The organism is Streptomyces sp. NPDC093149, assembly GCF_044754145.1.
Taxonomy (GTDB): domain Bacteria; phylum Actinomycetota; class Actinomycetes; order Streptomycetales; family Streptomycetaceae; genus Streptomyces.
On the sequence record NZ_JBIVON010000010.1, the window covers coordinates 117,595 to 141,783 of the forward strand.

General features: G+C 71.4%; 17 protein-coding genes and 1 pseudogene. 7 read left to right on the forward strand and 11 right to left on the reverse strand.

What is annotated here, in order from left to right:
• The first annotated feature begins 50 nt into the window (after positions 1-50).
• On the forward strand, positions 51-1,217 hold the full coding sequence (locus ACIQCZ_RS27880; RefSeq protein ID WP_402285882.1) for an exonuclease SbcCD subunit D: 1,167 nt from the start codon (positions 51-53) through the stop codon (positions 1,215-1,217).
• Positions 1,214-4,369: an AAA family ATPase gene (locus ACIQCZ_RS27885; protein ID WP_402285884.1), complete on the forward strand. Its 3,156-nt coding sequence runs from the start codon at positions 1,214-1,216 to the stop codon at positions 4,367-4,369. Before ACIQCZ_RS27880 ends, ACIQCZ_RS27885 begins: the two co-directional genes overlap by 4 nt.
• Here ACIQCZ_RS27885 and ACIQCZ_RS27890 read toward each other — a convergent pair.
• Positions 4,359-4,805 (reverse strand): Lrp/AsnC family transcriptional regulator, encoded by a 447-nt coding sequence (locus tag ACIQCZ_RS27890; RefSeq protein ID WP_402285886.1) that lies wholly within the window; start codon positions 4,803-4,805, stop codon positions 4,359-4,361. The genes ACIQCZ_RS27885 and ACIQCZ_RS27890 overlap by 11 nt on opposite strands.
• A gap of 93 nt (positions 4,806-4,898) precedes the next feature.
• Here ACIQCZ_RS27890 and ACIQCZ_RS27895 point away from each other — a divergent pair, with 93 nt between their 5' ends.
• Positions 4,899-5,384, forward strand: coding sequence for a rhodanese-like domain-containing protein (locus ACIQCZ_RS27895; protein WP_402285887.1), 486 nt, complete (start codon positions 4,899-4,901; stop codon positions 5,382-5,384).
• A gap of 105 nt (positions 5,385-5,489) precedes the next feature.
• Here the strand turns inward: ACIQCZ_RS27895 and ACIQCZ_RS27900 are convergent, their stop codons facing one another.
• Together ACIQCZ_RS27900 and ACIQCZ_RS27905 are read right to left on the reverse strand one after the other, a co-directional pair.
• A complete protein-coding gene (locus ACIQCZ_RS27900; protein WP_402285889.1) occupies positions 5,490-7,175 on the reverse strand; it encodes a DUF885 domain-containing protein in 1,686 nt (561 codons plus the stop codon).
• A 48-nt stretch (positions 7,176-7,223) separates the two neighbouring features.
• Complete coding sequence (locus ACIQCZ_RS27905) at positions 7,224-7,721, reverse strand: Lrp/AsnC family transcriptional regulator (RefSeq protein ID WP_402184649.1); 498 nt, start codon at positions 7,719-7,721, stop codon at positions 7,224-7,226.
• Positions 7,722-7,780: 59 nt separating this feature from the next.
• Here ACIQCZ_RS27905 and ACIQCZ_RS27910 point away from each other — a divergent pair, with 59 nt between their 5' ends.
• Positions 7,781-8,935, forward strand: a complete 1,155-nt coding sequence (locus ACIQCZ_RS27910; RefSeq protein WP_402285891.1) for a trans-sulfuration enzyme family protein — start codon at positions 7,781-7,783, stop codon at positions 8,933-8,935.
• 97 nt (positions 8,936-9,032) lie between these two features.
• On the opposite strand, the gene ACIQCZ_RS27915 is transcribed toward ACIQCZ_RS27910, so the two are convergent.
• The 5 genes from ACIQCZ_RS27915 to ACIQCZ_RS27935 all read right to left on the reverse strand — a co-directional run bounded on the left by ACIQCZ_RS27915 (position 9,033) and on the right by ACIQCZ_RS27935 (position 18,257).
• Positions 9,033-10,472 carry a GNAT family N-acetyltransferase gene (locus ACIQCZ_RS27915; RefSeq protein ID WP_402285893.1) on the reverse strand — a complete coding sequence of 480 codons (1,440 nt, stop codon included), beginning with the start codon at positions 10,470-10,472 and terminating at the stop codon, positions 9,033-9,035.
• Positions 10,473-10,875: 403 nt separating this feature from the next.
• Complete coding sequence (locus ACIQCZ_RS27920; RefSeq protein WP_402285895.1) at positions 10,876-13,647, reverse strand: DUF6493 family protein; 2,772 nt, start codon at positions 13,645-13,647, stop codon at positions 10,876-10,878.
• Entirely contained in the window at positions 13,644-15,017 is a 1,374-nt protein-coding gene (locus ACIQCZ_RS27925) for an SWIM zinc finger family protein (protein WP_402285898.1), read from the reverse strand. The genes ACIQCZ_RS27920 and ACIQCZ_RS27925 overlap by 4 nt, the downstream gene beginning before the upstream one ends.
• A gap of 73 nt (positions 15,018-15,090) precedes the next feature.
• Positions 15,091-16,671, reverse strand: a complete 1,581-nt coding sequence (locus tag ACIQCZ_RS27930; RefSeq protein ID WP_402285901.1) for an alkaline phosphatase D family protein — start codon at positions 16,669-16,671, stop codon at positions 15,091-15,093.
• Positions 16,672-16,787: 116 nt separating this feature from the next.
• Positions 16,788-18,257, reverse strand: a complete 1,470-nt coding sequence (locus ACIQCZ_RS27935) for a PLP-dependent aminotransferase family protein (protein ID WP_402285903.1) — start codon at positions 18,255-18,257, stop codon at positions 16,788-16,790.
• Between the two features lie 47 nt (positions 18,258-18,304).
• Between ACIQCZ_RS27935 and ACIQCZ_RS27940 the strand changes: the two are divergent.
• Positions 18,305-19,153, forward strand: a pseudogene (locus tag ACIQCZ_RS27940) (DMT family transporter); the annotation flags it as partial.
• A gap of 57 nt (positions 19,154-19,210) precedes the next feature.
• Here ACIQCZ_RS27940 and ACIQCZ_RS27945 read toward each other — a convergent pair.
• Positions 19,211-20,041, reverse strand: a complete 831-nt coding sequence (locus tag ACIQCZ_RS27945; protein WP_402285905.1) for an alpha/beta fold hydrolase — start codon at positions 20,039-20,041, stop codon at positions 19,211-19,213.
• A 154-nt stretch (positions 20,042-20,195) separates the two neighbouring features.
• On the opposite strand from ACIQCZ_RS27945, the gene ACIQCZ_RS27950 reads away from it, so the two are divergent.
• Complete coding sequence (locus tag ACIQCZ_RS27950; protein ID WP_402285908.1) at positions 20,196-21,080, forward strand: RNA polymerase sigma-70 factor; 885 nt, start codon at positions 20,196-20,198, stop codon at positions 21,078-21,080.
• A gap of 307 nt (positions 21,081-21,387) precedes the next feature.
• Complete coding sequence (locus ACIQCZ_RS27955) at positions 21,388-22,155, forward strand: GntR family transcriptional regulator (protein ID WP_376272214.1); 768 nt, start codon at positions 21,388-21,390, stop codon at positions 22,153-22,155.
• A 49-nt stretch (positions 22,156-22,204) separates the two neighbouring features.
• Here the strand turns inward: ACIQCZ_RS27955 and ACIQCZ_RS27960 are convergent, their stop codons facing one another.
• Both ACIQCZ_RS27960 and ACIQCZ_RS27965 read right to left on the reverse strand, forming a co-directional pair.
• Entirely contained in the window at positions 22,205-23,362 is a 1,158-nt protein-coding gene (locus ACIQCZ_RS27960) for an ROK family protein (protein WP_402285910.1), read from the reverse strand.
• Between the two features lie 100 nt (positions 23,363-23,462).
• Positions 23,463-24,113 carry a response regulator gene (locus ACIQCZ_RS27965; RefSeq protein WP_402285911.1) on the reverse strand — a complete coding sequence of 217 codons (651 nt, stop codon included), beginning with the start codon at positions 24,111-24,113 and terminating at the stop codon, positions 23,463-23,465.
• Positions 24,114-24,189 lie beyond the last annotated feature (76 nt).

Consider the following 24,189-nt stretch of genomic DNA (forward strand, 5'->3'; position numbering starts at 1 on the left):
CCCGGGCCCCGGGGGCGGAGGAAGAGAACAATGCAGGTCGGAGCCGACTCTTGAGGATTCTGCACACGTCGGACTGGCACCTGGGGCGATCGTTCCACCGGGTCCCGCTGCTCGAAGCCCAGGCCGCCTACCTGGACCACCTCGTGGCGACGGTGCGCGACCACGAGGTGGACGCGGTCCTCGTCGCGGGTGATGTGTACGACAGGGCCGTTCCTCCCTTGTCCGCGGTCGAGCTCTTCGACGACGCGCTGCACCGGCTCGCCGCCGCCGGTGTGCCCACCGTGATGATCTCCGGGAATCACGACTCGGCACGCAGGCTGGGCGTCGGCGCAGGACTGATCGGGCGGGCCGGAATCCATCTGCGTACCGATCCCGCCCACTGCGCCACCCCTGTCGTCCTGCGCGACGCACACGGCGATGTGGCGTTCTACGGGCTGCCGTACCTGGAGCCGGCCCTGGTGAAGGACATCTTCAAGGCGGAGCGCGCCGGGCACGAGGCGGTGCTGACCGCGGCCATGGACCGGGTCCGCGCCGACCTCGCGAGCCGGCCCGGAACCACCAGGTCCGTGGTGCTCGCCCATGCCTTCGTCGCGGGCGGCGAGCCCAGTGACAGTGAACGCGACATCACCGTCGGCGGGGTGGCCGCCGTGCCCGCCGGAGTCTTCGAGGGTGTCGACTATGTCGCGCTCGGGCACCTGCACGGCTGTCAGACGGTCACCGACCGGGTCCGCTACTCGGGCTCGCCGCTGGCGTACTCCTTCTCCGAGGCCGCCCACCGCAAGACGATGTGGCTGATCGACCTCGACGCCTCGGGCACGATCGCCGCCGAGCGCCTCGACTGTCCGGTGCCCCGTCCGCTCGCCAGGCTCCGTGGCCGCCTCGACACCCTCGTCGACGACCCCGCGCTGGAACGGCACCGGGAGTCCTGGGTGGAGGCCACGCTCACCGACCCGGTGCGCCCGGCCGAGCCGATGGCCCGCCTCGTCGAGCGGTTCCCGCACACACTCAGCCTCGTCTTCGAACCCGACCGGGCCCCCGACGACCCGCTCGCCTCGTACGCACAGCGTCTCAGGGGGCGCGACGACCAGCAGATCGCGGAGGACTTCGTGGCACATGTGCGGGGCGGGTCCGCAGCGGACGAGCAGGAGCGCACGGTACTGCGCGGCGCATTCGACCACGTACGGGTGGACGACGGCGTGCGCGAGGTGAACCGTTGAGACTCCACCGGCTCACCCTCACCGCCTTCGGACCGTTCGGTGTCACCCAGGACATCGACTTCGACGCCCTCTCCTCGGCCGGGATCTTTCTGCTCCACGGCCCGACCGGCGCCGGCAAGACCTCGGTCCTGGACGCAGTCTGCTACAGCCTCTACGGCGCGGTGCCCGGCGCCCGCCAGAGCCCCGGCACCTCGCTGCGCAGCGACCACGCCCCCGCGGACCTCCCCACCGAGGTCAAGCTGGAACTGACCGTCGGCGGCCGGCGCCTCGAAGTCACCCGGCGTCCCGCACAGCCCCGCCCCAAGAAGAAGGGCAGCGGCTTCACGACGGAGAAGGCCCAGAGCTGGCTGCGCGTGTACGACCCCGACGACGGCTGGCAGCAGCTCAGCCGCTCGCACCAGGAGATCGGCGAGGAGATCACCCGGCTCATCGGCATGAGCCGGGACCAGTTCTGCCAGGTGGTCCTGCTGCCGCAGGGCGACTTCGCGCGCTTTCTGCGCGCCGATGCCGAGGCGCGCGGCAAACTGCTCGGCAGGCTCTTCGACACCCGCCGTTTCGCCGCCGTCGAGGAACGCCTGGCCGAACTGCGCCGCACCGCCGAAGCACAGGTGCGGGCCGGTGACGAACGCGTCCTCGCGGTCGCCCAGCGGATCGCCCAGGCCGCCGGTCCGGCCGCCCGTGAATCGCCGCTGCCCGACATCCAGCCCGGCGAGCCGGGGCTCGCCGACGGCGTGCTGGCGTGGGCCGCCACGGCCCGTAGCGCCGCCCGCGAACGGCTCGACATCGCCGCGTCCGTGCTGACCACGGCCGACGACCGGCGGACGGCCGCCCGACTGACCCTCGACGCCGAACGCGAACTCGCCGGACTCCAGCGGCGGTACGAGGAGACGCAGCGCCGCGCCACCGCGCTCGAAGCCGGCCGCGCCGACCACGACCGGCACCGGGAACGGCTCGCGCAGGCCCGCGCCGCCGACCTCGTGGCCCCCGCGCTGGAGCTGCGCGACGAGGCCGAGCGCGGCTACCGCACGGCCCGCGAAGCCCGTGACCGCGCCCGTGCGCTGCTGCCCGACACCCTGGCCGACGCCGGTGCCGAACACCTGGCGGAGCTGGAACGAAAGCTCAGGCAGGAGCTCGGCGGGCTCGACGCCGCACAGCGCGCCGAGCGGCGCGGCGCGGAGATCGAGGCCGAGCGGGCCGGGCTGGAGCGCCAGGCCCGCGCGGACGACGAACTGATCCACGAGGCGAAGGGCTGGCTGGCCGACTGGGAATCCGTCCGGCACGGCCTGCGAGCACGCATCGAGGAGGCCCAGGAGGCGGCGACCCGCGCCGAACACCTCGCCGGCCGCCTGGAGCCGGCCCGCGCACGGCTGGATGCCGCTCGCCGCCGGGACGCGCTCGCCGTCGAGGCGTCGGCCGCCGCCGAGCGGCTGGCCGTGGCCCGTGAGAGGGCCGCCGGCGCCCACGAGTCGTGGCTGGAGCTGCGCGAACGACGACTGCGCGACATCGCCGCGGAGCTGGCCGCCGAGCTGGTCGACGGCGAGGACTGCAAGGTCTGCGGCTCGGCCGACCACCCCAGGCCCGCACGCGCGGCCGACGGCCATGTCGACCGGGCGACCGAGGAAAGGGCCCTGGACGCCCACCGGCGGGCCGAGCAGGCGCGCACGGAGGCGGACCGGGAGCTGGGGGTCGTACGCGAGAAGCACATCGCGGCCCGCGCCGCCGCACAGTCCGTGGTGCCGCAGCCCAGGGACGGCGCCGACGCCACACATCCCGCCCAGGTCGCTGCCGCCGGTTCGGCCGCGTCCGGGGCGATCGACGACGGTGCGGCCCGTGGCGAGCAGTCCCCTCCGGCTTCCGCCGCCGATCCCGCCACCGACCCCACGGTCGTGGAACTCAGCACCCTCGTCGGTGACCTGACGTACCGTCACGCCCAGGCGCATCGGAAGGCCGCCGGTATGCACGCGGCGCGTGAGGCCCTCGCGGTCGCCGAGCGGGAACAGTCCGAGCGTCTTGAGGGTCTGCGGCTGGCCGAGCGCCGGGCTGCGGCCCGCACCTCTCTGCGCGAGGGCCTGGACCGTGAACAGGCTTCACTGGAGGCGGAATTGGTGAACGCCCGAGGTGACTTCGGCAGCGTCGCCGAGCATGCCGCCCTGCTGGAGCGCCGGGTCGGTCTGCTGGCCGAGGCCGCCGAGGCGGTACGCGAGGAGGAGACGGCCGCCCTGCGTCGCAAGGAGGCCGACGGCCGGCTCGCGGACGCCGCGTTCCGGGCCGGGTTCGCCACCCCGCAGGCCGCCGCCGCGAGCCTCCTCGCCGGTACCGAGCAGCGCGAACTCCAGCGTCTGGTCGACGCCTGGCAGTCCGAGTCGGCCGCCGTGGCCGACCGGCTCGCCGAGACCGCGACCCGTACCGCCGCGCAGAGCCCCCCGGCCGCGGTGGATGTCGCCGCGGCCGCGTACGACACGGCCGAGCGGCTGCTGCGGGACGCCTCGGCGACGCTGGCCGCCGCCCGCGAGCGCTGCGCCGAGCTCGGCAGACTGTCGCGCGCCGCCGCGGACGAGGTGCGCGGACTCGGCCCGCTGCGCGAGGAGTACGACCGGGTCGCACGGCTGGCCGGGCTCACCGCGGGTACGTCCGCGGACAACGAACGCAAGATGCGGCTGGAGTCGTACGTGCTCGCGGCCCGGCTCGAACAGGTCGCCGCGGCCGCCACCGCACGGCTGCAACGGATGTCGTCCGGCCGCTACACGCTGGTCCACTCCGACGCCCGCACCGGCGGCCGCAGATCGGGCCTCGGCCTCCATGTCGTCGACGCCTGGACCGGACGCGAGCGCGACACGGCGACGCTCTCGGGCGGCGAGACCTTCTTCGCCTCGCTCGCCCTCGCGCTAGGCCTCGCCGACGTCGTCACCGACGAGGCGGGCGGCGTACGGCTGGACACGCTGTTCATCGACGAGGGCTTCGGCAGCCTGGACGACCAGACCCTCGACGAGGTGCTCGACGTACTGGACTCGCTGCGCGAGCGGGACCGCAGCGTCGGCATCGTCAGCCATGTCGCGGATCTGCGCCGCCGCATCCCCGCTCAGCTCGAAGTGGTGAAGGAGCGGCACGGATCGGCGGTACGGCACCACACACCGGGAGCGGTCAGCGGCTGATGGCGCGCCGGGGGAGCGGGGAGGAGTAGACGACGCTCGTGGTCACGGAGCCGAGCGTGCCGATCCTCCCCGAGACCTCCTCCAGATGACGCATCGAGCGGGCGGTGACCTTCAGTACAAAGCAGTCGTCGCCGGTGACGTGGTGGGCCTCCACGATCTCCGGGGTCGTGTCGAGCAGATCGTGGAACGGCTTGTAATTGCCGTTCGGGTAGCGCAGCCGTACGAGCGCGAGAATCGTCAGCCCCAGCCGTTCCGGGTCGACCACCGCCGTGTAGCCGCTGATCACCCCGGCCTCCTCCAGTCTGCGCACCCGCTCGGTGACGGCGCTCGGGGACATCGCCACCTCCCGCGCCAGCTCGGCGAATGTCGCACGGCCCGCGCGTTGCAGGACATCGAGGATGCGCCAGTCCGTCGAGTCCGGGGAATAGTCGGTCATGCCTGAAGACAACAGGGAAATCATCGGTGGATCAAGAGTTGTGCCGGGGATCTCATCTTCCGGGGAAGGGGCGCCGACCATAGATTTCTGAGCATGACAACGCAGCCCACCCCCGCGGCCAACCCCGTCCTCCGTGTCCCGCCGGCCTCCCCGGCCGCGGCGGCCGCCCACTTCGGTGCCTCGCTCGCCTTTCACGCCGATGTCTCCGACGTCGAGGCCGCGCTCTCGGCCGACGGTGACCCCGGCTTCGTACTCCTCGACTCGCGCTCCACCGCCTCCTGGGACCAGGGGCACGTCCCCGGCGCCGTCCATCTGCCGACCGCCCTCATCCCCGAACAGGCCCGGAACCTTCTCGACCCGGCCGTGCCCGTGGTGACCTACTGCTGGGGCCCCGGTTGCAACGGCGCGGCGCGTGCCGCACTCGCGCTCGCCGAACTCGGCTACCAGGTCAAGGAGATGCTCGGCGGCTTCGAGTACTGGGTCCGGGAGGGCTTCGAGTTCGAGACCTGGGAGGGACACGAGCGGCGTGACGCCGACCCGCTCACCGCGCCGGTCGATTCCGGTGACTGCGGCTGCTGACCGGCCGGGCCGGGAGAGTGCCTCCTCCCCGCCCGCTCTCGTCCGGGCGTTCCGCGGCGGGCGGACGCGAGTGCGGGAGGGGCGGGGAGGAGGCAGGAGCGGCGGTCAGAGCCTGGACAGTTCGTCCACGAGGTCGTCGAGCCCGAGCGGCCCCTGCGACAGCGCGGCCATGTGCCAGGCCTTGGCGTCGAACGCGTCACCGTGTGCCTTGCGGGCGTTCTCCCGCCCGAGCAGCCAGGCGCGTTCGCCCAGTTTGTAGCCGATGGCCTGCCCCGGCATCGAGAGATAGCGGGTGAGTTCGCTCTCCACGAAGTCGGCCGGACGGCCGCTGTGGTTGCCGAAGAACTCCTGGGCGAGGTCCGGGGTCCACCGCTCACCGGGGTGGAAGGGGGAGTCCTCGGGGATCTCCATCCCGGCGTGCATGCCGATGTCCACGATCACCCGGCAGGCCCGCATCATCTGTGCGTCGAGATAACCGAGCCGGCGCTCGGCGTCCGGCAGGAAGCCCAGCTCGTCCATGAGCCGCTCCGCATACAGCGCCCAGCCTTCCAGGTTGGCGCTGACACCGCCGATCGACGCCTGGTAGCGGGAGAGGCTGTCCGCGACATGAGTCCACTGGGCGATCTGCAGATGATGGCCCGGCACGCCCTCGTGGTACCAGGTGGAGACCAGGTCGTACACCGGGAAGCGGGTCTCTCCCATGGTGGGCAGCCAGGTGCGGCCGGGACGTGAGAAGTCCTCGGACGGCCCCGTGTAATAGGGGGCCGCGGCGCCGCCCGGCGGGGCGATGCGGGACTCCACCTTCCTCACCCTTTCGGCGAGTTCGAAGTGCGTGCCGTCGAGCGCCTCGATCGCCTCGTCCATCAGACTCTGCAGCCAGACCTGGACCTCGTCGACCCCCTCGATGTGCTTGCCGTGCACATCGAGATGGGCCAGCGCCTCCCAGGGGCCGGCGCCGGGCAGCACCTTCTCGGCCTCGGTCCTCATCTCGGCGAGCAGCCGGTGGTACTCGGACCAGCCGTACGCGTACGCCTCGTCGAGATCCAGGTCGGTGCCGTTGAAGTAGCGCGACCAGCGCGCGTACCGTTCACGGCCCACCGTGTCCGGAGCGCCCTCGACCGCGGGGGCGTACACCTCGCGCATCCAGTCGCGCAGCGCCGCGACGGAATCGGTGGCCCGACGGGCGGCGTCGTCCAGATCGTCACGCAGAGCGGCGGGGCCGGCTGCCGCGAATTCCCGGAAGAAACCCGTTCCGTCGGTGGCGGCCCATTCGTCGAGCTGGTCGACGAAGGTGGCGGTGGCCCGGGGCCCGCCGTACAGCCGGCGCTCCAGACCGAGCGCGAGCGACTCGCGGTAGCCCTCCAGCGCGGCCGGGACGGCGCGCAGCCTGTCCACGACCGCCGCCCAGTCCTCGTCGGTCTCGGTGGGCGTCACCGTGAACACCTCGCGGACGCTGTGCGCCGGGGAGGAGATGTTGGAGACCGCTCGCAACCCCTCGTCGGCTTCGTGGACGGCGAGCTCCGCCGTGAGGCGCTCGCGCAGGAGGCGTCCGCAGCGGCGCTCGGCATCGCTGTCCGCGCCGGGCAGCCGCTCGGCGGCGTCGAGCTTCGCCAGGGTGGTGCGGGCGAGTGCGGCCACGGCTTCCTGCCCGGAGGGGGAGAAGTCGGGAAGGCGGCGCGAGCTCTCCGTGACACCGAGATAGGTGCCGGCGATCGGGTCGAGTTCGATGAACGCGTCGACGTAGGCGTCGGCGACTTGGCGGGGCAGCGCGCTGCTGGGAATGTCTGACATGCGGACATCCTCGTACGGCGGAGGCCTCCGCGTCACCATCATCCTGGCTCAGGGGCCTGTCCCGGCCGGTCCCACGGTCGGGGGCAGCAGCGGCCCGCACTCCCACTGCTGGAATATCAGGCGGGTCTCGACCCGGGCCACTTCGCGGCGTGAGGTGAATTCGTCCAGCACCAGTCGCTGCAGATCCGCGGTGTCGGTGACCGCGACATGGACCAGGTAGTCGTCCGGCCCGGTGAGATGGAAGAGCGCGCGGGACTCGGGCAGCGACCTGATGCGCTCGACGAACGGCCCGATGAGCTCTCTGCGGTGCGGACGGACCTGTACGGAGAGCAGCGCCTCCAGACCGCGGCCGAGCCGCGCCGGGTCCAGACGGAGTTGTTGGCCGAGAATGATGCCGGAGCGGCGCAGCCTGGCCACCCGGTCCAGGCACGTCGACGGCGCGACACCGACCTCGGCGGCCAGTTCGCGGTAACTGGTCCGGGCATCGTTCTGCAGCAGCCGCAGAATATGCAGGTCCACCGGGTCGAGAGCGACGGAATCGGCCATCTGCCGAACGTAGCACGGGACATGTGCACACAGTCCCGGTGTTTGTTCAGAGTTGTGTCATGGACACTGAAGCCTCGACGGCGCCCCGGACGACATCCCGGTCCAGGGCGCTGGCCACCGAAGCCGTGCACGCGGGCCGCGACGATCTCGCGGCGCTGGGCCTGCACGCCCCGCCGATCGATCTGTCCACCACGTACCCCTCGTACGACTCAAGGGGCGAGGCCGAGCGGATCGACACCTTCGCCGCCACCGGCGCCAGACTCGAAGGCCCGCCCGTCTACGCGCGGCTGGACAATCCGACGACCACCCGATTCGAGACCGCGCTCGCGCGGCTCGAAGGGACCGAGAGCGCCGTGTCGTTCGCCAGCGGAATGGCGGCACTCACCGCCGTCCTGCTGGTCCGGGCGGGCATGGGACTGCGCCACGTGGTAGCCGTCCGTCCGCTCTACGGCTGCAGTGATCACCTTCTCGGCACCGGTCTGCTGGGCACCGAGGTGACCTGGACCGACCCGGCGGGCATCGCGGAGGCGATCCGTCCGGACACCGGGCTGGTCATGGTGGAGACGCCCGCCAATCCGACACTCGCCGAGGCCGACATCCGTGCCGTCGCGCACTCCTGCGGCTCCGTGCCGCTGCTCGTCGACAACACCTTCGCCACGCCCGTACTCCAGCGTCCTGTCGAGCACGGCGCACGGATCGTGCTGCACAGCGCCACCAAATACCTCGGCGGGCACGGCGATGTGATGGGCGGCGTCGTCGCCTGTGACGAGGAGTTCGCGGCCGGGCTGCGGCAGGTGCGCTTCGCCACCGGCGGCGTGCTGCACCCGATGGCGGGGTATCTGCTGCTGCGCGGCCTCGCCACACTTCCGGTACGGGTGCGTGCCGCTTCCGCGAGCGCCGCCGAACTGTCGCGCAGGCTGATGGTCGATCCGCGCATCGCCCGGGTCCACTATCCGAAGCTGGGCGGCGCGATGGTCTCGTTCGAGACGTACGGGGATCCGCACCGGGTGATCTCGGCCGTACGGCTCATCACGCCCGCGGTCAGCCTCGGAAGTGTCGACACCCTGATCCAGCATCCGGCCTCCATCAGCCACCGCATTGTGGACGAGGGGGACCGGCAGGCATCCGGCGTCGGGGACCGGCTGCTGCGCATGTCGGTCGGCCTGGAGGACGTCGAGGACCTGTGGGCCGACCTGTGCCAGGCACTGAGCTGACGGCAGGAGCGGCGTCGAGGGAGGGGCAGGTCGTGGGCCCCGGGGTTTCGTGGCTCCGGGGTTGGAGTCCCCGGAGCGGAATTCCCGCGTGAGGAGGTCAGCGACCGGCCTGTTCGTACGGTGGCAGCGAACGGATCGGAGTCGCGTCCAGTCGGGCGGTGACGACCAGCGTGCCCTCCTCGATCTGGTAGTCCAGCGGCAGGGACAGGGCACGCATGGCCGCGACCATCCCGGTGTTGGACGCCTGGGTGACGGCATACACGCTCTCGCAGCCCGCCTCGATGGCGAGCGTCACCAGACGGCCGAGGAGCTCGGAGCCGATCCCGCGGCGCTGCCACTCGTCCTCCACGAGGAGAGCGACCTCGGTCTCGTCGCCGTCCCAGAGGAGGTGGCCGAGGGCGACCAGCCGGCCGGAGGCCGTCTTCACGCCCAGGGTGCGGCCGAAACGGGGACTCAGCAGGTGGTCGAGGTAGCGGTCCGCGTCGTGGACGGGGCCGTGATAGCGCATTCGCAGCGTCTGCTCGGAGCAGCGGTCGTGCATGGCCCGCGCTGCCGCGAGATCGCCGCGATCCACCCGGCGCACGGTGATCTCTTCGCCCTCGGGGAGGGTCAGCACGTGCTCGCCGCGTGGCACGCGGGGGCCGAGCCGGGCGTCCAGCTCCACCAGGGCGCGGGCCCGGGCGAATTCGGTCGGGGTGAACGGAAGGTAGGGCCGCTCAACGGTGATGGTGCCTCCGGACGGGTCGCGCAGCCGCATCACCGTCTCCTCCAGCATGCCCTCGACGGGGGCCGTCCCACCGGTGGAGCGGCCTGTGACCGAGATGGCGGGCAGCGAGTGGATGGTGCAGCGGCCCAGCAGCTGACGCAGGGCGAGGGGGAGTTCGGCCGCGTCCAGGGCCGTGCGCGTGGCGAGGCTCAGGATACGGGTGGGGGCGTCCACCAGGTCGTGCGCGTCGGCCCGCTCGATCCACGTCGAGCCACCCCCCGCGGCGGAGATCGCCCGACGCAGCTGCTGGGCCTGCAGCGGGGCAGGGGCGCGCAGCAGGAACTCGTCGACCGTGCCCTGCGCCAACGGGTGCGTCTGCAGAGTGAGGATGTCGACCCGGTGCCGGGCCAGCGCTGTGCACAGCGCGGCCAGACTGCCCGGGGCGTCCCGCACGGTGGTACGCATCCGCCACAGCACCGTGTCCTCGGGGGACCGGGCCGGGCCGGTGGCGGTGGGTGGGGTCACAAGCGTGCTCGCGACGGGGTCGGCGTGCTGGGACGGGGCCGCGCCGCCGCTGTCCGTGATGGGGTCGCTGGTGGTCGGAGGCGGAGCGTGGCTGTGCCGCCGCGCCCACCAGGTGTGGAAGGCGGCTGTCACGGCCAGGGCCACGGCCGAGGCGATCAGGAGGTACGGTCCGTCCGGCTGGTGCCCGATCAGGTTGGCGATCGCGTCGGCCACCGCGACCGCGGTGAACAGCGCGGCGAGTTCGGTCACGTCCCGCCGCCAGTGGTGGGAGCGGCGGGTGGGCTTGGCGGATGTCACATCAGTCATGCCATCACTGTGACCGAGCGGTGTTGCCTGGCCGCGAACGCTCTGTGACTGATGGGTTAAGTGAGGATCTGGACCTCTATCGCCGGTTTTGGCGGATTATTGTCTTGATCGATTCTGGATCGGCCGGTAGAGCAGGTCCTGTCGCTCTTGGTCGGGGTCAGGGCCAGGGCCGGGGTGTGAGGGTGGGGTACGGCGGCTTCCTTCCGGGCCCGGGGCAGTGAGGGAGGTCCGCGTGTCGCAGGGTCGCAGTGGGGCAGCTGCCGTCCGGGTGCGCTGCGAGAAGCAGCGCGCCGGACGACAACCGTCGGTCGGGACGACGCTGGTCCGACCCGGTCCGGTTCGCGCCGGTACGACCCTGTCCCGTCCGGGCGTCACTCATCGGCCCCGGACATGCCTCTGCGGGTTACGCCACGATGTCCTCGCCGGTCACATCGATCGCGCCGGTCCCTGTCGGTCCGGGGTCCGGCGTTCCCGATTCCGTCGGCGCGGAGGCCATCGGTCCGGAGTCTGCCGGTTCGGCTGCCTGCTTCCAGGCCGTCCTCAGGCGCATCGCTTGTCGTACCAGCTGCGAGGTTCCGCCACGCGCCACCACTTCGGTGAGGCCGGGTATCGGCTCCGAGCCCACCGGACCACAGTGCTCCACGCACTCGGCGGCGACGGAGAGCAGGTCACTCAGTCCGCGAGGGGCCTTCTCCTGAGCGAGCAGCCCCGGCAGGACGGGGACCAGCACGGAGAGCACCATCCGGTATGCGCCGGTGACCGCCGCGGTGCGGGCGGAGTCCGCGAGCCGGTTGGGCTTCACCAGCTTGTGGTCGAGGAGGATCGCCAGGTTCCGGCCGACCGATGCCGCCTCCAGCCGGTCCTGGGCCGCGAGCATCAGCAGGGCGTCCACCGCCGACAACCGGTCCTCCGGATGACGGGCCCCCAGCCCGTATGCCACGGACAGTTGGATGGCCTCGGGGGCGGCCGGCCCGCCCAGTTCGACCAGTCCGGGCAACGGTTCGGCGGTGCCGCGCAATTCGTCCGTCGCACACGTGGCAGTGGTCGGCAGCAGCCACGCCGCCAGCGTTTCGCCGTCCTCGGGCAGCGTGGCGAGCCAGGTACCCGAGCGGTCGCCCCAGTGGTGGCAGAGGCGGTGGTCCGGTGAATGCGGATGGCCGAGCCAGTGGAAGGAAAGGGGGAACTCCTGCTGGATGACGGGGCGTTCCTCGCTCGCCATCAGGACGCGTCGCGTCCAGTCGGTCGGCTCCGGCCGGCCCCGTGTCGAGGTACTGCCCTTGTCCAGATCGAAGCGGAACACGCGCGCGAGCGGCTCGTCGCTCCGCAGCCAGGCGGCCAGCCGGTCACCCTCCGGGCTGCCCAGGAGGGCCGCTGCCGCTGCGGCCTCGCGCTGACCGCTGCGCCGTACGCGCAGCAGGGCCTGGGCGAAGTCGGCTTCCCCGGGCCGGATCCCGAGCCGCTGGTAGGTGCGCAGTCGCTCGACGAGCACGGCAGGGTCGATCGAGCCCGTGTGCCACGTCGGGAACGCGAGCAGGAACGGTGCGGTGCCGCTCAGTACAGCGTCGGCGGCCTCCCACAGCCGAGCCTTCAGCACTTTCGTGAGTGCGGCGTGGACGCAGGTCCCGGTGCCCGTCCACGCGGCACGCCCGTCGTGCACGGCCTGTGCCGGTACCCGCCCGAGCAGGACGGCCACGACGAGCTCGATTCCCGCCTCCGAACGCAGCCGCCGCTCCACCCGTGACTGCGGTTCGTCGCCGAGCCACCACCGTCCTGCCAGCGCTTCACGCAACGCGTCGGCCAGTGCCCGCCGGTCGGTGCGGGCATGGCGGACCAACCCGTCCAGCGCCCGCTCGAACGCGGTGCTCTCCTGCGATGCGGATCTCGCGAGGACCACCACCTCCTCGACGAGCTCGGGCAGCGTCGTCGACGCCGGTTCGAGACATTGCGGAGCGGGGACGGGCGGCAGGACCTCCTCGTACGGTTCCGCGGCCGAACGTTCGTCCAGCAGATCGCCGAACACCTCGGCCGCGGCCGTGCGGTGCGCCGGACCCAACAACGATGCGGACAGGGCGATTTCTTCGCGCACCGGATCGGCGACGGCGGGCAGGTGGCGTGCTACGAGTCCGAGCGACCGCTCCTGGATGTCGATGTCCTCGTGCCCGAAGGCCTCGGCGACGACGGGCAGCAGTTCGCCGGCCGTCGACGGATCGCGTCGCAGCACCTTGCCGATCAGCACGAGCTGGGCCCGGACCAGCTTCTTCTCGGAACGGAACAGGACGGAACCGGAGACATCCGCCAGTGTCCGTACGGGTAGTTCGCCCCGCTCATTCAGCCGGGCGAGCACTTGCTGGGCATGGCCGGCCACGGTGGAGATCCCGTCCGCGGCCATTGCGATCCAGTCCGCAGTCCTTTCGGTCTCCTCCCGCTCGGTCAGCGCGAGCCGGCGGAGCACCGTCAGGAAGAAGCGCAGGTCGCCGGGCTTTCCGCCGCGCAGCAGCCGGGTCACACAACTGTCGACGAGGCCCCGCCGCTCCAGCAGACCCTCTTCCGCCAGGACGGCCAGCGTCTGGGGCCAGTGGTCCGGGTCGTCGGGCCGCTCGTACCAGGTCACCTGCGGCGGCAGCTCCGTCAGCTCGAAGAGCCGAGGAATGAGAACAGCCAGATGCGGGTCGGCACGGAGGCGATCGATGAGGGCTCCTGCACCGCGTCGTCGCCACCGTAGGGTCGAGACCGTCTCGGCCCAGCCCCGCACGAAGCCGTCCGTGGTGGGCACGGGGCACTGCGCGACCTTCACCAGTTCGTCGATGAGCTCGTACGTCGTCACCGCCGTCGCCGGACGCGCCGCCAGCCGGTGTGCGACGTCACCGAGCCAGGCGGGGTCACGGTCCGCCAGGACTTCGAGGACCAGAGGGTACGGCGACCGTGTCCAGCCCAGCAGGTCCCGGCCGCCGATCCAGGTCGCGCAGCCCGCAGCGCCCGTATGACAGCCCGCGCCGGCGATCAGCAGAGCCTTCCGGATCCTCTCCTGCTCGTGCCAGTGCCAGCCCCGCGCCTCCTTGCGGAGTGCCTTCAACTCGGCCAGCGCCGAACGTCGTTCGGCCGCGTCGAGTCGGGCCAGCAGGGCCGGTACATCCTTCTTGCGTCCTTCCCGTACGGCGGTGAGCAGCTCCTTCATCGCGCACCTCCGGCAAGCGGCGCACCGCGGCGGGCCATCCGGACGGCAAGCGCGTGTTTGCACGGGCCCCTGCGCCCGCGGTAGTCGACCCACCATTGGCAGGTGCAGCTCAACACCCCGTCCTTCTCCCTCACCTGGTAGCGGAGTTCCGTCGAGGTCACGGTCGCCACGTCCCCGTCGAGTACGACGGCGCCCGAGCCGGCCAGCTGCCGGGCCGCCACCAACCGCGGATTGTGCCGCTCGGCCCGGTCGGCGTCGTACGGCAGTTCGCGGTGGAAGTAGGTCGCGTCGGCGAGGTCGTAGCCGACCCGGCCCGCCGTCCCCAGGCGGGTGAGCGCGGCCCGTACCCGCTGCGTCGTCAGGCCCGACTGTTCCGCGAGATCGGCGGGCTCGATCCGCGGCTCCCAGGCCAGAAGCACGGACACCAGCTCGGCGTCGGCCGCGGCATCGTCGGTGGCCAACGCGTCGAGCACTCCGCCCTCGCCGGAGAACCCCCGTGAGGCATCGGGCGAGAGCGTCAGGGTGAGCCGCATACCGGGGAGCACCGCCTCCCAGGCGCTCGCCGTCGCCGCACCGTCGGCCACGGGTCCGTACACCCGCAGCGCCGTCGCATGACGCAGCACTCGTTGCAAGGCCGCCAACCGCTCGGGGCCCGGCAGACACACCGCACCCGCGACCGGCCGGGTCGTCGGCCGCAACGTCTTGCCGACGGGAACGACCCATCGGGCGCCCCGCGAGGCATTTCCCGACGAGCGAGGCAGGGTGCGCAGGAACCGCACGGCCTCCGCGGCCGGCAGTTCGGCCCGCAGGTCGAAACCGGCTGACACCACCTGCGCCTCGGCGAAGCCACGCAGCCATCGGTCGGGCAAGGGCACCTTCTTCTCCACGACCGGTCCGTCCGTGGTCGTGACCGCCAACTCGTCCGGTCCCACGCGCATATGCAGTGGATCGTCACCCGCTATCCGCGAAAGCGCCTCCCGGAGTGGGTTGTTGACATCCACATTCGTCGTGCCATGACCCGTCCGCGCGCCGTCCAGACCGTCCTGCAGCACATCGAGGCGCGCGTACACCCCGCAGCAGCCGGAGAAGGACTCGAAGCGCAACCGGTCGCCGTTGCCCGTCACCACCGGGTCGAGCGAGGCGGGCAGGGTGCGCTGGTAGTAGCGCGTGGATGCCACGTCCGCCACCGCCAGCAGACCGCGCGCGGCGATCCTCGGTGAGGTGAGGAACCCGGAGAAGAACCGGGGGTGGGGCTCGCTGCCCCGCGGCGTGAGGCCACCGGCTGTCTCCAGACCGAGGAGCTGCCCGGTCTGCGACGATTCCAGCGCGGAGGGGCGTGAGTAAGCCAATGCCTGAACGGATCGGGTCATGCAAGAACCGTAGAACCCACCACTGACAATCGGCCCCGGCCCACTGCGCGGGGCCGATCGCCGGTGAGCCGGTTCACTGCCCGACGCGTCCCGGCTGCAACACCTTGCTGAACAGCACGGAACCGCCCTGGGCCCGCAGCCGGACGGTCAACTCGCCGCTGTCGCCGTCGATGTCGACCTCGCCGAAGAACTGCGGAGACTCCATCGGTGACACGTTCGCGCGGTCGGGTGCCCGCACGAAGACCCGGTCGGGACCGAACGTCGCATCGAGTGCGTTGGCCGGGAACTGGCCGGCCGCCAGCGGTCCGGACACGAACTCCCAGAACGGCGCGAAGTCCTTGAACGCCGCACGCTCGGGCTCGTAGTGCTGCGCCGATGTGTAGTGCACATCGGCCGTCAGCCAGACCGTGCCGGTGATCCGCCGGTGCTTGATGTGGCGGAGCAGTTCAGCGATCTGGAGTTCACGGCCGAGCGGCGCTCCGGGGTCGCCCTGGGCAACCGCTTCGAAGTCCGTGGCGCCGTCGGTGACCACCAGTCCGAGCGGCATGTCCGCCGCGATCACCTTCCACACCGCGCGGGACCGGGACAGCTCGTGCTTGAGCCAGCGGAGCTGCTGGGCACCGAGGATGCCGGTGGTGTCGTCCGGCTGCCGGCCGGGGGAGTTGGCGTTGCGGAAGGACCGCATGTCGAGGACGAACACGTCGAGCAGCGGTCCGTGCCGCACCACGCGGTGCATCCGGCCCTCGTCCGACGAGGCACGCAGAGTGGACACCGGGAAGTACTCGCGGAATGCCCGCATCGACCGGGCCGCCAGCACGTCGATGTTCTTCTCGGTGTAGCGAGCGTCGTCGAGGATCTGCCCGGGATACCAGTTGTTGCGCACCTCGTGGTCGTCCCACTGAATGATCGAGGGCACCTGCGAGTTGAACTCGCGGAGGTTGTGGTCGAGCAGGTTGTAGCGGAAGTTACCGCGGTACTCGGCAAGGGTCTCGGCGACCTTCGACTTCTCCTGCGTGGTGACATTGCGCCAGACACGCCCGTCGGGCAGGGGCACGCTCGGCTCGATCACCCCGTCCGCGTAGATGTTGTCACCACTGCACAGGAAGAAGTCCGGGTCCAGGCGACGCATCTCGTCGTACACCACATAGCCGCCTATGTCCGGGTTGATGCCCCAGCCCTGACCGGCGATGTCGCCGGACCACAGGAACCGCACCCCGTCCCGGCGCCGGGCGGGCGCGGTCCGGAACGTTCCGTACACCGGCTCGCCGGTGCGGCGTGGGTCTTCGGGGTCGCAGAGCGTCACCCGGTAGTGCACCTGCTCACCCGGTGGCAGCCCGTACAGCGGTGTCGTCCCGGTGAAGTCCGTGTCGGAGCCGACCAGTGGACCGTGCCATGTGCGGGCCCGCCGGAAGGACTCCGTCGCCGATGTCTCCACGACCATCCGGGCCGGACGGTCCGACCGGACCCAGACCAGCGCGGACGACGCGGTGACATCGCCCACCTGCACGCCCCATGCCGCGCGCGGCCTGCCGGACAGCGCGAAGGCGGGGGCCGCGGCGCCCACCGCGGGGAGCGCGAGCGCCGCCGACGCGACGAGCGAACCGCGCAGCACACCGCGGCGGTCGAGGGACGGAATACGCGGACGGTACGACATCGAGACGCCTCCGGGGCAGTGGACAGCGGACGAACGGGTGGCTGGTCGACCGACCCCACCCTTGTGCCCGTCGGCGGCGCGCACACCAACCTCAGATGAACACCCGGCCCCGGCCCTCACCGATGTCCGGCCCGTTTCTCGTGTCGCTGAGCCGCTGCCAGCAACCGCACACCCCGCGTGATGTCCTGAGGGGTCAGATGCGCATAGCCGAGAACCAGGCTCACCGCCCGGTCCGTGGTGGGTACGGTGCCGAAGTCGCCCAGCGGCCGCAGGGCCACTCCCGCCGCGGCCGCGCGCGCCATGAACACCGGCTCGGGGCCGTACCGTTCGGGCAGTCGGGCGATGATGTGCAGACCGGCGGCGATCCCGCTCACCTCGGTGCCGGGGAAGTGCTCGGCCAGCGCCGAGGTCAGCGTGTCGCGTCGCCCGCGGTAGGTGCGCTGGCAGCGGCGCAGCTGCCGGTCGTAGCCGCCCCGGCTGATGAAGTCGGCAAGGACCGCCTGGTCGACGGCCGGATTGCCGAGATCCATCGTGCGTTTGCGGGCGACGATCTCGTCGGTCATCCTCGCCGGGGCGAGCAGCCAGCCCAGCCGCAGTCCGGGGGCGAGCGATTTGCTCACCGAACCGGTGTACGCGACATGCTCCGGGTCGAGACCCTGCAACGCGCCGACGGGCGCGCGGTCGTAGCGGAAGTCGCCGTCGTAGTCGTCCTCGACCACCAGCCCGTCCGTGGCGCGCGCCCAGTCCAGAAGCCTGCTGCGACAGGCGGCGGAGTAGGCGATTCCGGTAGGGAACTGGTGCGCCGGAGTGGTCATGACGGCGCGCACGCCCGAACGTACGAGGGGCTCGGCAGCCAGCCCCTCGTCGTCGAGCGGTAGTCCGGTGGTGGCGATTCCGGCGGCTGCGAACAGCGCGGCGTGCTCGGGGCTTCCGGGATCCTCGACGCCGACGGTGCGTACACCCCGACCGCGCAGCACGAACCCGAGCAGAGTCGTCGCCTGCGCCACGCCGGAGCACACCACCAGTCGCTCAGGGTCGGCCACCACTCCCCGGCGCCTCACAAGCAGTGCGGCCAGGGCCTCCCGCAGTTCGGGCAGGCCACGCGGATCGGGGTAGCCGAGTGCGCTGTGCGGAAGCCGGCCGAGCACCGAGCGGTACGTGGCGGCCCAGGCGCTGCGCGGAAACAGCGAAAGATCGGGCGTGCCGGGCCGGAAATCCGCACGAGCGCCCGGGGCACGAGGAGCCAGATCACGCGCCCCCGGCGTGGCGGCCCGGACCGCCCCGCTCACCCACGTGCCCGCACCCCGTCCGCTGCGCAGATACCCCTCCGCCGTGAGCTGCTCGTACGCCTCGGTGACCAGTCCCCGCGAGACCCGCAGATCGACGGCGAGGGCACGGCTGGACGGCAGCCGCGTACCCGGCACGAGACGGCCGGAGCGTACGGCCTCGCGCAGTGCCGACTGGAGTGCGCGGCCGCGTCGACGGGCCGGGGTCGCGGCAGCCGGAAGCAGCAACTCCCAGGCAGCGGACACGGACTCCCCGGACTCCACGCCGTCCGATGGCGAACTGGTCCCCGAAGACATCATGAAAGTGGACCTTAAACCGGACCGTCCGGCTGCCTACCGTCGGCTCCATGAACGCCACTTCCCTGCGCGGGGCACTCCTCGCGGCCGTCGCCTGCGTCCTCGTGGGAGCCTCCTTCACCGCCAACAGTGTGCTCGGCGACTACCCGTACGCGGGCGGCCAGGCGCTGCGCTACGGCCTGGCCGTGCTGCTGTTCCTGCCGCTGCTGGCTCGCGGAGGGCAGCCCCGGCCGACCGCCGTGCTGCGCACCCTCACCCTGCGCGAGTGGGGACGGCTCGCGCTGCTGGCAGCCGTCGGCATGGTCGGCTTCAACCTGGCCGTACTCTGCGCGGAACGATCCGCGGAACCCGCCGTTCCAGGGGTGTTCGTCGGATGCGCCCCGATCCTCGTCGCCGTTCTCGCGCCGTTGCTCGACGGCCGCCGGCCGATGCGCGCGGTCCTGTATGCGGCCGCGCTCGTTGCCACCGGGGCCTTTGCTGTTCAGGGGTGGGGCCGTACGGATCCGGCAGGCATCCTCTGTTCGGCCGGCGCGCTGGCGGGCGAGGTCGGCTTCGCCGTCCTCGCCGTACCCGTGCTGCGCCCGCTGGGGCCGAAACTGCTGTCGGCGACGGTCTGCGGCATCGCCACCGTGGAGTCCGTGCTGCTCGGTGCGGTGCTCGACGGCGGAGCCCTTCTGCGGATGCCCACGCCTGGCGAGGCTGTGGCGCTGCTCTGGCAGGCAGCCGTGGTCACCGTTGCCGGCTTCGTCTGCTGGTACATGGGCATGCAGCGCATCGGCGCCGAACGGGCCACACTCTTCTCCGGCCTGATCCCGGTCTCCGCCGCGCTCACCGCACCGCTCGTCGGCACCGGTTCGTACGGGATCCCGCAGGCCGGCGGCAGCCTTCTGGTCGGGTTGGGTGTGGTGCTCGGCTCGGGCGTCCTGCCGCGGCGCGGGGCGGCGCGGGGTGCCGGATCAGCGGCTGGTGTCGAGAACGACGCGCGCCACCAGCGCCGGATCGTCGTTCATCGGAACATGTCCGCAACCGGGCAGCCGCACCAGTCGGGCTCCGGGAATGGCGTGCTTGGCCCTGATTCCCTGGCGACGCAGCAGCAACCGGTCGCGGCTGCCCCAGGCGACGGTGACGGGCAGCCCCGGCACGTCGTCGGTGAACGTGACACTCCGCCCGACGGCAAGCGTCTGGTGGAAACCGGCCGCCTCGCGCAGGGCGATGGTCTCCGCGACAACGGCACCGGGTGAACGGCGACCGGGCCGGGCGTAGATGGTGCTGGTCAGCGCCGCACGTCCGGCCGCACTGCCTGCGAGTCGTTCGATCACCGGCATCGGTATCGACAGTGCGCCCTGCCGCATCGCCCGCAGCGTTCCGAACGCATAGCGGCGTTCGCCCTCCGTCCAGAAACCGGCGGGCGACAGGGCCGTCACCGACCGCACGAGCTTCTCCCTGCCGAGCTCCAGGGCCAGCAGCCCGCCGAGCGAATTGCCCGCGACGTGGGGCCGGTCCAGGCCGACGGACTCGCAGAACGCACCGAGCACGGGGACCACGCTCGCCAGATCGTACGGAACACCGTCGGGCAGCCCCGGGGAAGCGCCGAAGCCCGGTAGGTCCACGGCAATCACATCCCGTTCCGCGGTGAGGGCGGACAGCACCGGATCCCAGGCCTGACGGTGGTGTCCGATCCCGTGCAGCAGGAGCAACGGCTCTCCGGAGCCGCTCCGTTCGTACGCCACGGACACGGTGCGGGGCCCCCGCGACGAGTCGACGCTGAACGAGACCGTGGTGGCCATGCTGGTGCTCCCGGGGTGATCCGGCATGGACGAGCCATGCCTGAGGGTGACTCAGACGTCTCGTCAACAACAATTACCGCTCGGTAGCTTGCAGTTCAAGAGGTCCGGGCCATTCGCGCTGGACACGGTGTGACACGTCGGCTGGGATGGAGGGGTGACAGCCGACACCGCGACCGACGTCTTCGAGGTTCATCGTCCCGTGCTCATCGGGGTCGCCTATCGCATGCTGGGTGGGATCGCCGACGCCGAGGACGTGGTGCAGGAGGCCTGGCTGCGCTGGTCGTCCGCCTCGCGCGAGGACGTACGGGAACCGCGCGCCTTTCTCGTGCGGGTCGTCACCCGGCTTGCCATCGACCGACTGCGGCAGGTGCGGTCGCGGCGTGAGTCGTACGTCGGCCCATGGCTTCCGGAGCCCCTTGTCACCGACTTCGGCCCGGCCGTTCCCGATGCCGCGGAACAGGCCGTTCTCGCCGATTCCGTCTCCGTCGCCGTACTGATCGTTCTCGAATCGCTGTCACCGTCGGAGCGGGCCGTCTTCGTCCTGCGCGAGGCCTTCGGCTTCCCCTACGCCGAGATCGCCGCCGCGCTGGATCGGTCCGAGGCGGCGGTGCGCCAGCTCGCGGGACGTGCGCGGCGCCACGTCGATGAGCGCAAAGCGCGATACGACGTCGACCCGGCTCGGCGTCGCGACCTCACGGAGCGGTTCCTCGTCGCGGCGGCGGGGGGCGACATCCAGGAGCTGCTGGCACTGCTGGCGCCCGATGTGCGGCTCGTCGGGGACAGTGGCGGAAAGTCCAAGGCGCCGCTACGGATCATCGAGAGTGCCGACAAGGTCGGCCGCTTCCTCTTCGCGGTCGCCCACGGTCGGATCCCGGACCCCGACTTCCGGTTCCTGGAGCTCAATGGCGGGCCGGGCCTTCTGGTGCTCTCGGGTGGGAAGCCCGACTCCGTCTTCCAGGTGGACGTCAGGAACGGGCTCATTCAATCCGTATATGTCATGCGCAACCCCGACAAGCTGATCGGTCTGGCCGGGGAGTAGCCGGAATCCTCGTCCTTTCGTCGCGCTCGCAATCGACGCGATCTCCTCCGGTTCACCCGGCAGGAACACCCTGCCGACCCTGCCGGAGTCCCGCCGCCCGTCCGATCGGGACGTGTTGTGCTGCGGGCGGCTCACGGCACCACGAACGTCCTGTGAACGCTGTGCGGCAGAGGTCCGTTTCGCTGCGTGACCGATGGAGGATTGGTCTTGACCAAGGGGGTGTCCCGTCCTATGGTCTCAACGTTAAGACAGGAACCTTTAATAAATAACGTCGCGGAAAAGCCGCTGGGCGATTGCGGAGGACAGGGTGGGGACCACGCAGCTGGAAACGGTGCAGGAGCCGAAGTACTGGCACCTCAAGACCGTACTCAGTGAGGCACTCGACTCGGACTTTGCGGTGGGCGAGATCCTGCCCAACGAGCGCGAGCTCGCCGCCCGGTTCGGAGTCGCCCGAGCCACGCTCCGGCAGGCTCTGGAGCAGCTCGAACTCGAAGGCAGGCTCCAGCGTCGCCGCGGCGTCGGGACCACCGTCGCCCCGCCGCGCGTCGGGGTCGCGGTCTCCACGGCACAACGGGACTGGTCCGGTGGCGGCGCCGGCGAGGCATGGCAGCCGGTGGACTGCACGACGGCGGTCGCACCGGCGTCCGTGGTGGCGGCACTCGACGTGGAGCCCGACGAGCCGGTACACATCGTCCGCCGGATCCGGGTCACTCACGGACAGGCCGTCGCGGCGGAACTCCTGTACGTCCCGTCGGCGTCCGTGCCCGACCTCTCCGCGATCGACGCCCCCTCCGGCCCTGCCCGCGCCCGCAGCGTCCTGCGCGAACTGCACCGTCTCGGACTCGACGGCCAGGACCGTTCGGTGGAACTCGGCTCGGCACGCGTGGACGATGCCAAGGAACTGGACCGGCTTCCCGGCGCCCCCGTTCTCGTCGTCACCACCCGCTACCTCGCGGCCGGTGGCACGGCGGCACTCTCCGTCGCCACCTACCGCGCCGACACGTGCCGGCTCACCTTCGGCGATTCGGGCGACCTGGAGATCAGCCATCACAACGAGGAGCGCCAGGCCTCCTGATCCCTGTCGGCTCCACCGGCGCGTGATGTACACGTACGGCCCGTCGCTCTCAGCGGCGGGCCGTCACCGTTCCCTCCACCGCGAAGAGCTGCTCCTCGACATGGTCGAGAGCCAGCCGCAGAGCGCCCGTGGCCACCGCCGCCTCGCCGAGCAGCGAGAGGGTGACCCGCGGCGGCCGAAGACAGTACCGGGCCAGTTCACGGCGGAGCGGGTCCAGGACACCGTCCAACCCCGCGGCCCAGCCGCCGATCACCACCAGCTCCGGGTCCAGCGCCAGTACCAGCGCCGCGACATCGTGCACCAGACGCTGAATGAACCGCTCGACCGCCGCCTGCGCCCGGACATCGCCGTGCCGGGCCTTCGCGAACACGGCGGCGACCGCGGGTTCGTCCAACGGGTCCAATGGTGTGTCCGTCGTCGACAGAAGCTTCTCCGGCGTCGCCTCGCGGCCGAGGAGATGCAGCGCGCCGATCTCACCGGCCGCGCCGCCGAAACCGCGGTGCAGCCGTCCGCCGATCAGCGATCCGGCACCCGGGCTCAGTCCCGCCAGGACGAACACGATGTCGTCGGACTCGGTGGCCGCCCCCTTCCAGTGCTCCGCGACCGCCGCGGCATTGGCGTCGTTCTCCACGAGGACGGGGCAGCGAAAGGAGCGCCTGAGCCGCTCACCCAGCGCCAGACCCGTCCAGCCAGGCAGCGCGGTGCCCAGCCGTACGGTTCCGTCGGCTTCCACGATGCCCGGGCTGCCGGCCCCGACCGCGCGCAGACTGCTCCGGGCCACTCCGGTCCGCCGCAGAACATCGGCGACCACGGCCCTGACCTTGTCGAGACGGTCGTCGGCGCAGGCCGTCTCCGAAACCTCGCGGGAGCCCGCCCCGATGATTCGGCCGTCCAGCCCCGACAGCAGCGCCGAGATCCGGTGCGGACCGATCTCGATGCCGAGCAGGTGCCCGGCCTCGGCGCGGAACCGGAAGCGGCGGGCCGGCCGCCCCTGGCGTCGCGTCCCACTCTCGTCGGGCAGCGACTCCACGACCAGTCCGGCCTCGAAGAGCCCCTCCATGACTCCCTCGACCGTCGGCCGGGACAGACCGGTGATCCGGGTCAGGTCGGTGAGGGTGGGGGAGTCGGCGCCCCGGAGGGCGTGCAGTACCACCGCGGAATTGATCCGTCGCAACAGCGACGGATCCCCACCGGTCAGCCGGCCCACGGTGTGTCCTCCCAGCTCGTGCGCATGTCAGGCGGATCGTACTCGCTGCCCGGGTGCAGGGCGACTGCGGGCGGCAACGGGTGTGCGGAGGCGGCGGCGATCAGCCCGGAGCGACGAAGCCGGACTCGTACGCGGCGATCACCGCTTGCGTGCGATCCCTCGCACCCAACTTGGCGAGTACGGCGCTGACATGGGTCTTCACCGTCTCGACACCGATCACGAGCTTCGCGGCGATCTCCGCGTTCGACAGTCCGCGGGCCATCAGCCGCAGTACGGCAGCCTCCCGCTCGGTGAGCGAAGCCCGTTCCATGGCTGCTCGTGCCTTGCTCGTCCCGTACTCCGCGGCCAGTTGCCGGACAGCCGCCGGGAACAACAACGACTCGCCCTCCGCGACCAGTCGCACCGCATGCACGATCTCGGCGGGCCGGGCACGTTTGAGGAGAAAGCCGTCCGCTCCGGCCCGGAGTGCCTCGTAGACGTACTCATCGTTCTCGAAGGTGGTGACCACCAGGATCTTCGGTGGATCCGGTACGGTCCGCAGCACCACCCGGGTCGCCTCGATGCCATCCATCAGCGGCATCCTGACGTCCATGGCCACCACATCGGGGCGTAGCCGGCGCAGCAAGGGAATCACCGCGGCACCGTCGCCCGCCTCGCCCACCACCTCGATATCGGGCTGGGCCTCGAGCACCGCACGCAGCCCCGCGCGGACGAGAGGTTCGTCGTCGACCAGAAGAACGGTAACCGGCATCCGGTCAGCCTATAAGGGCCGGCACTTGCGCCCGGACGGGCGGACGACAGCTAGGACTCCTCGCCGCGCCGTCGAA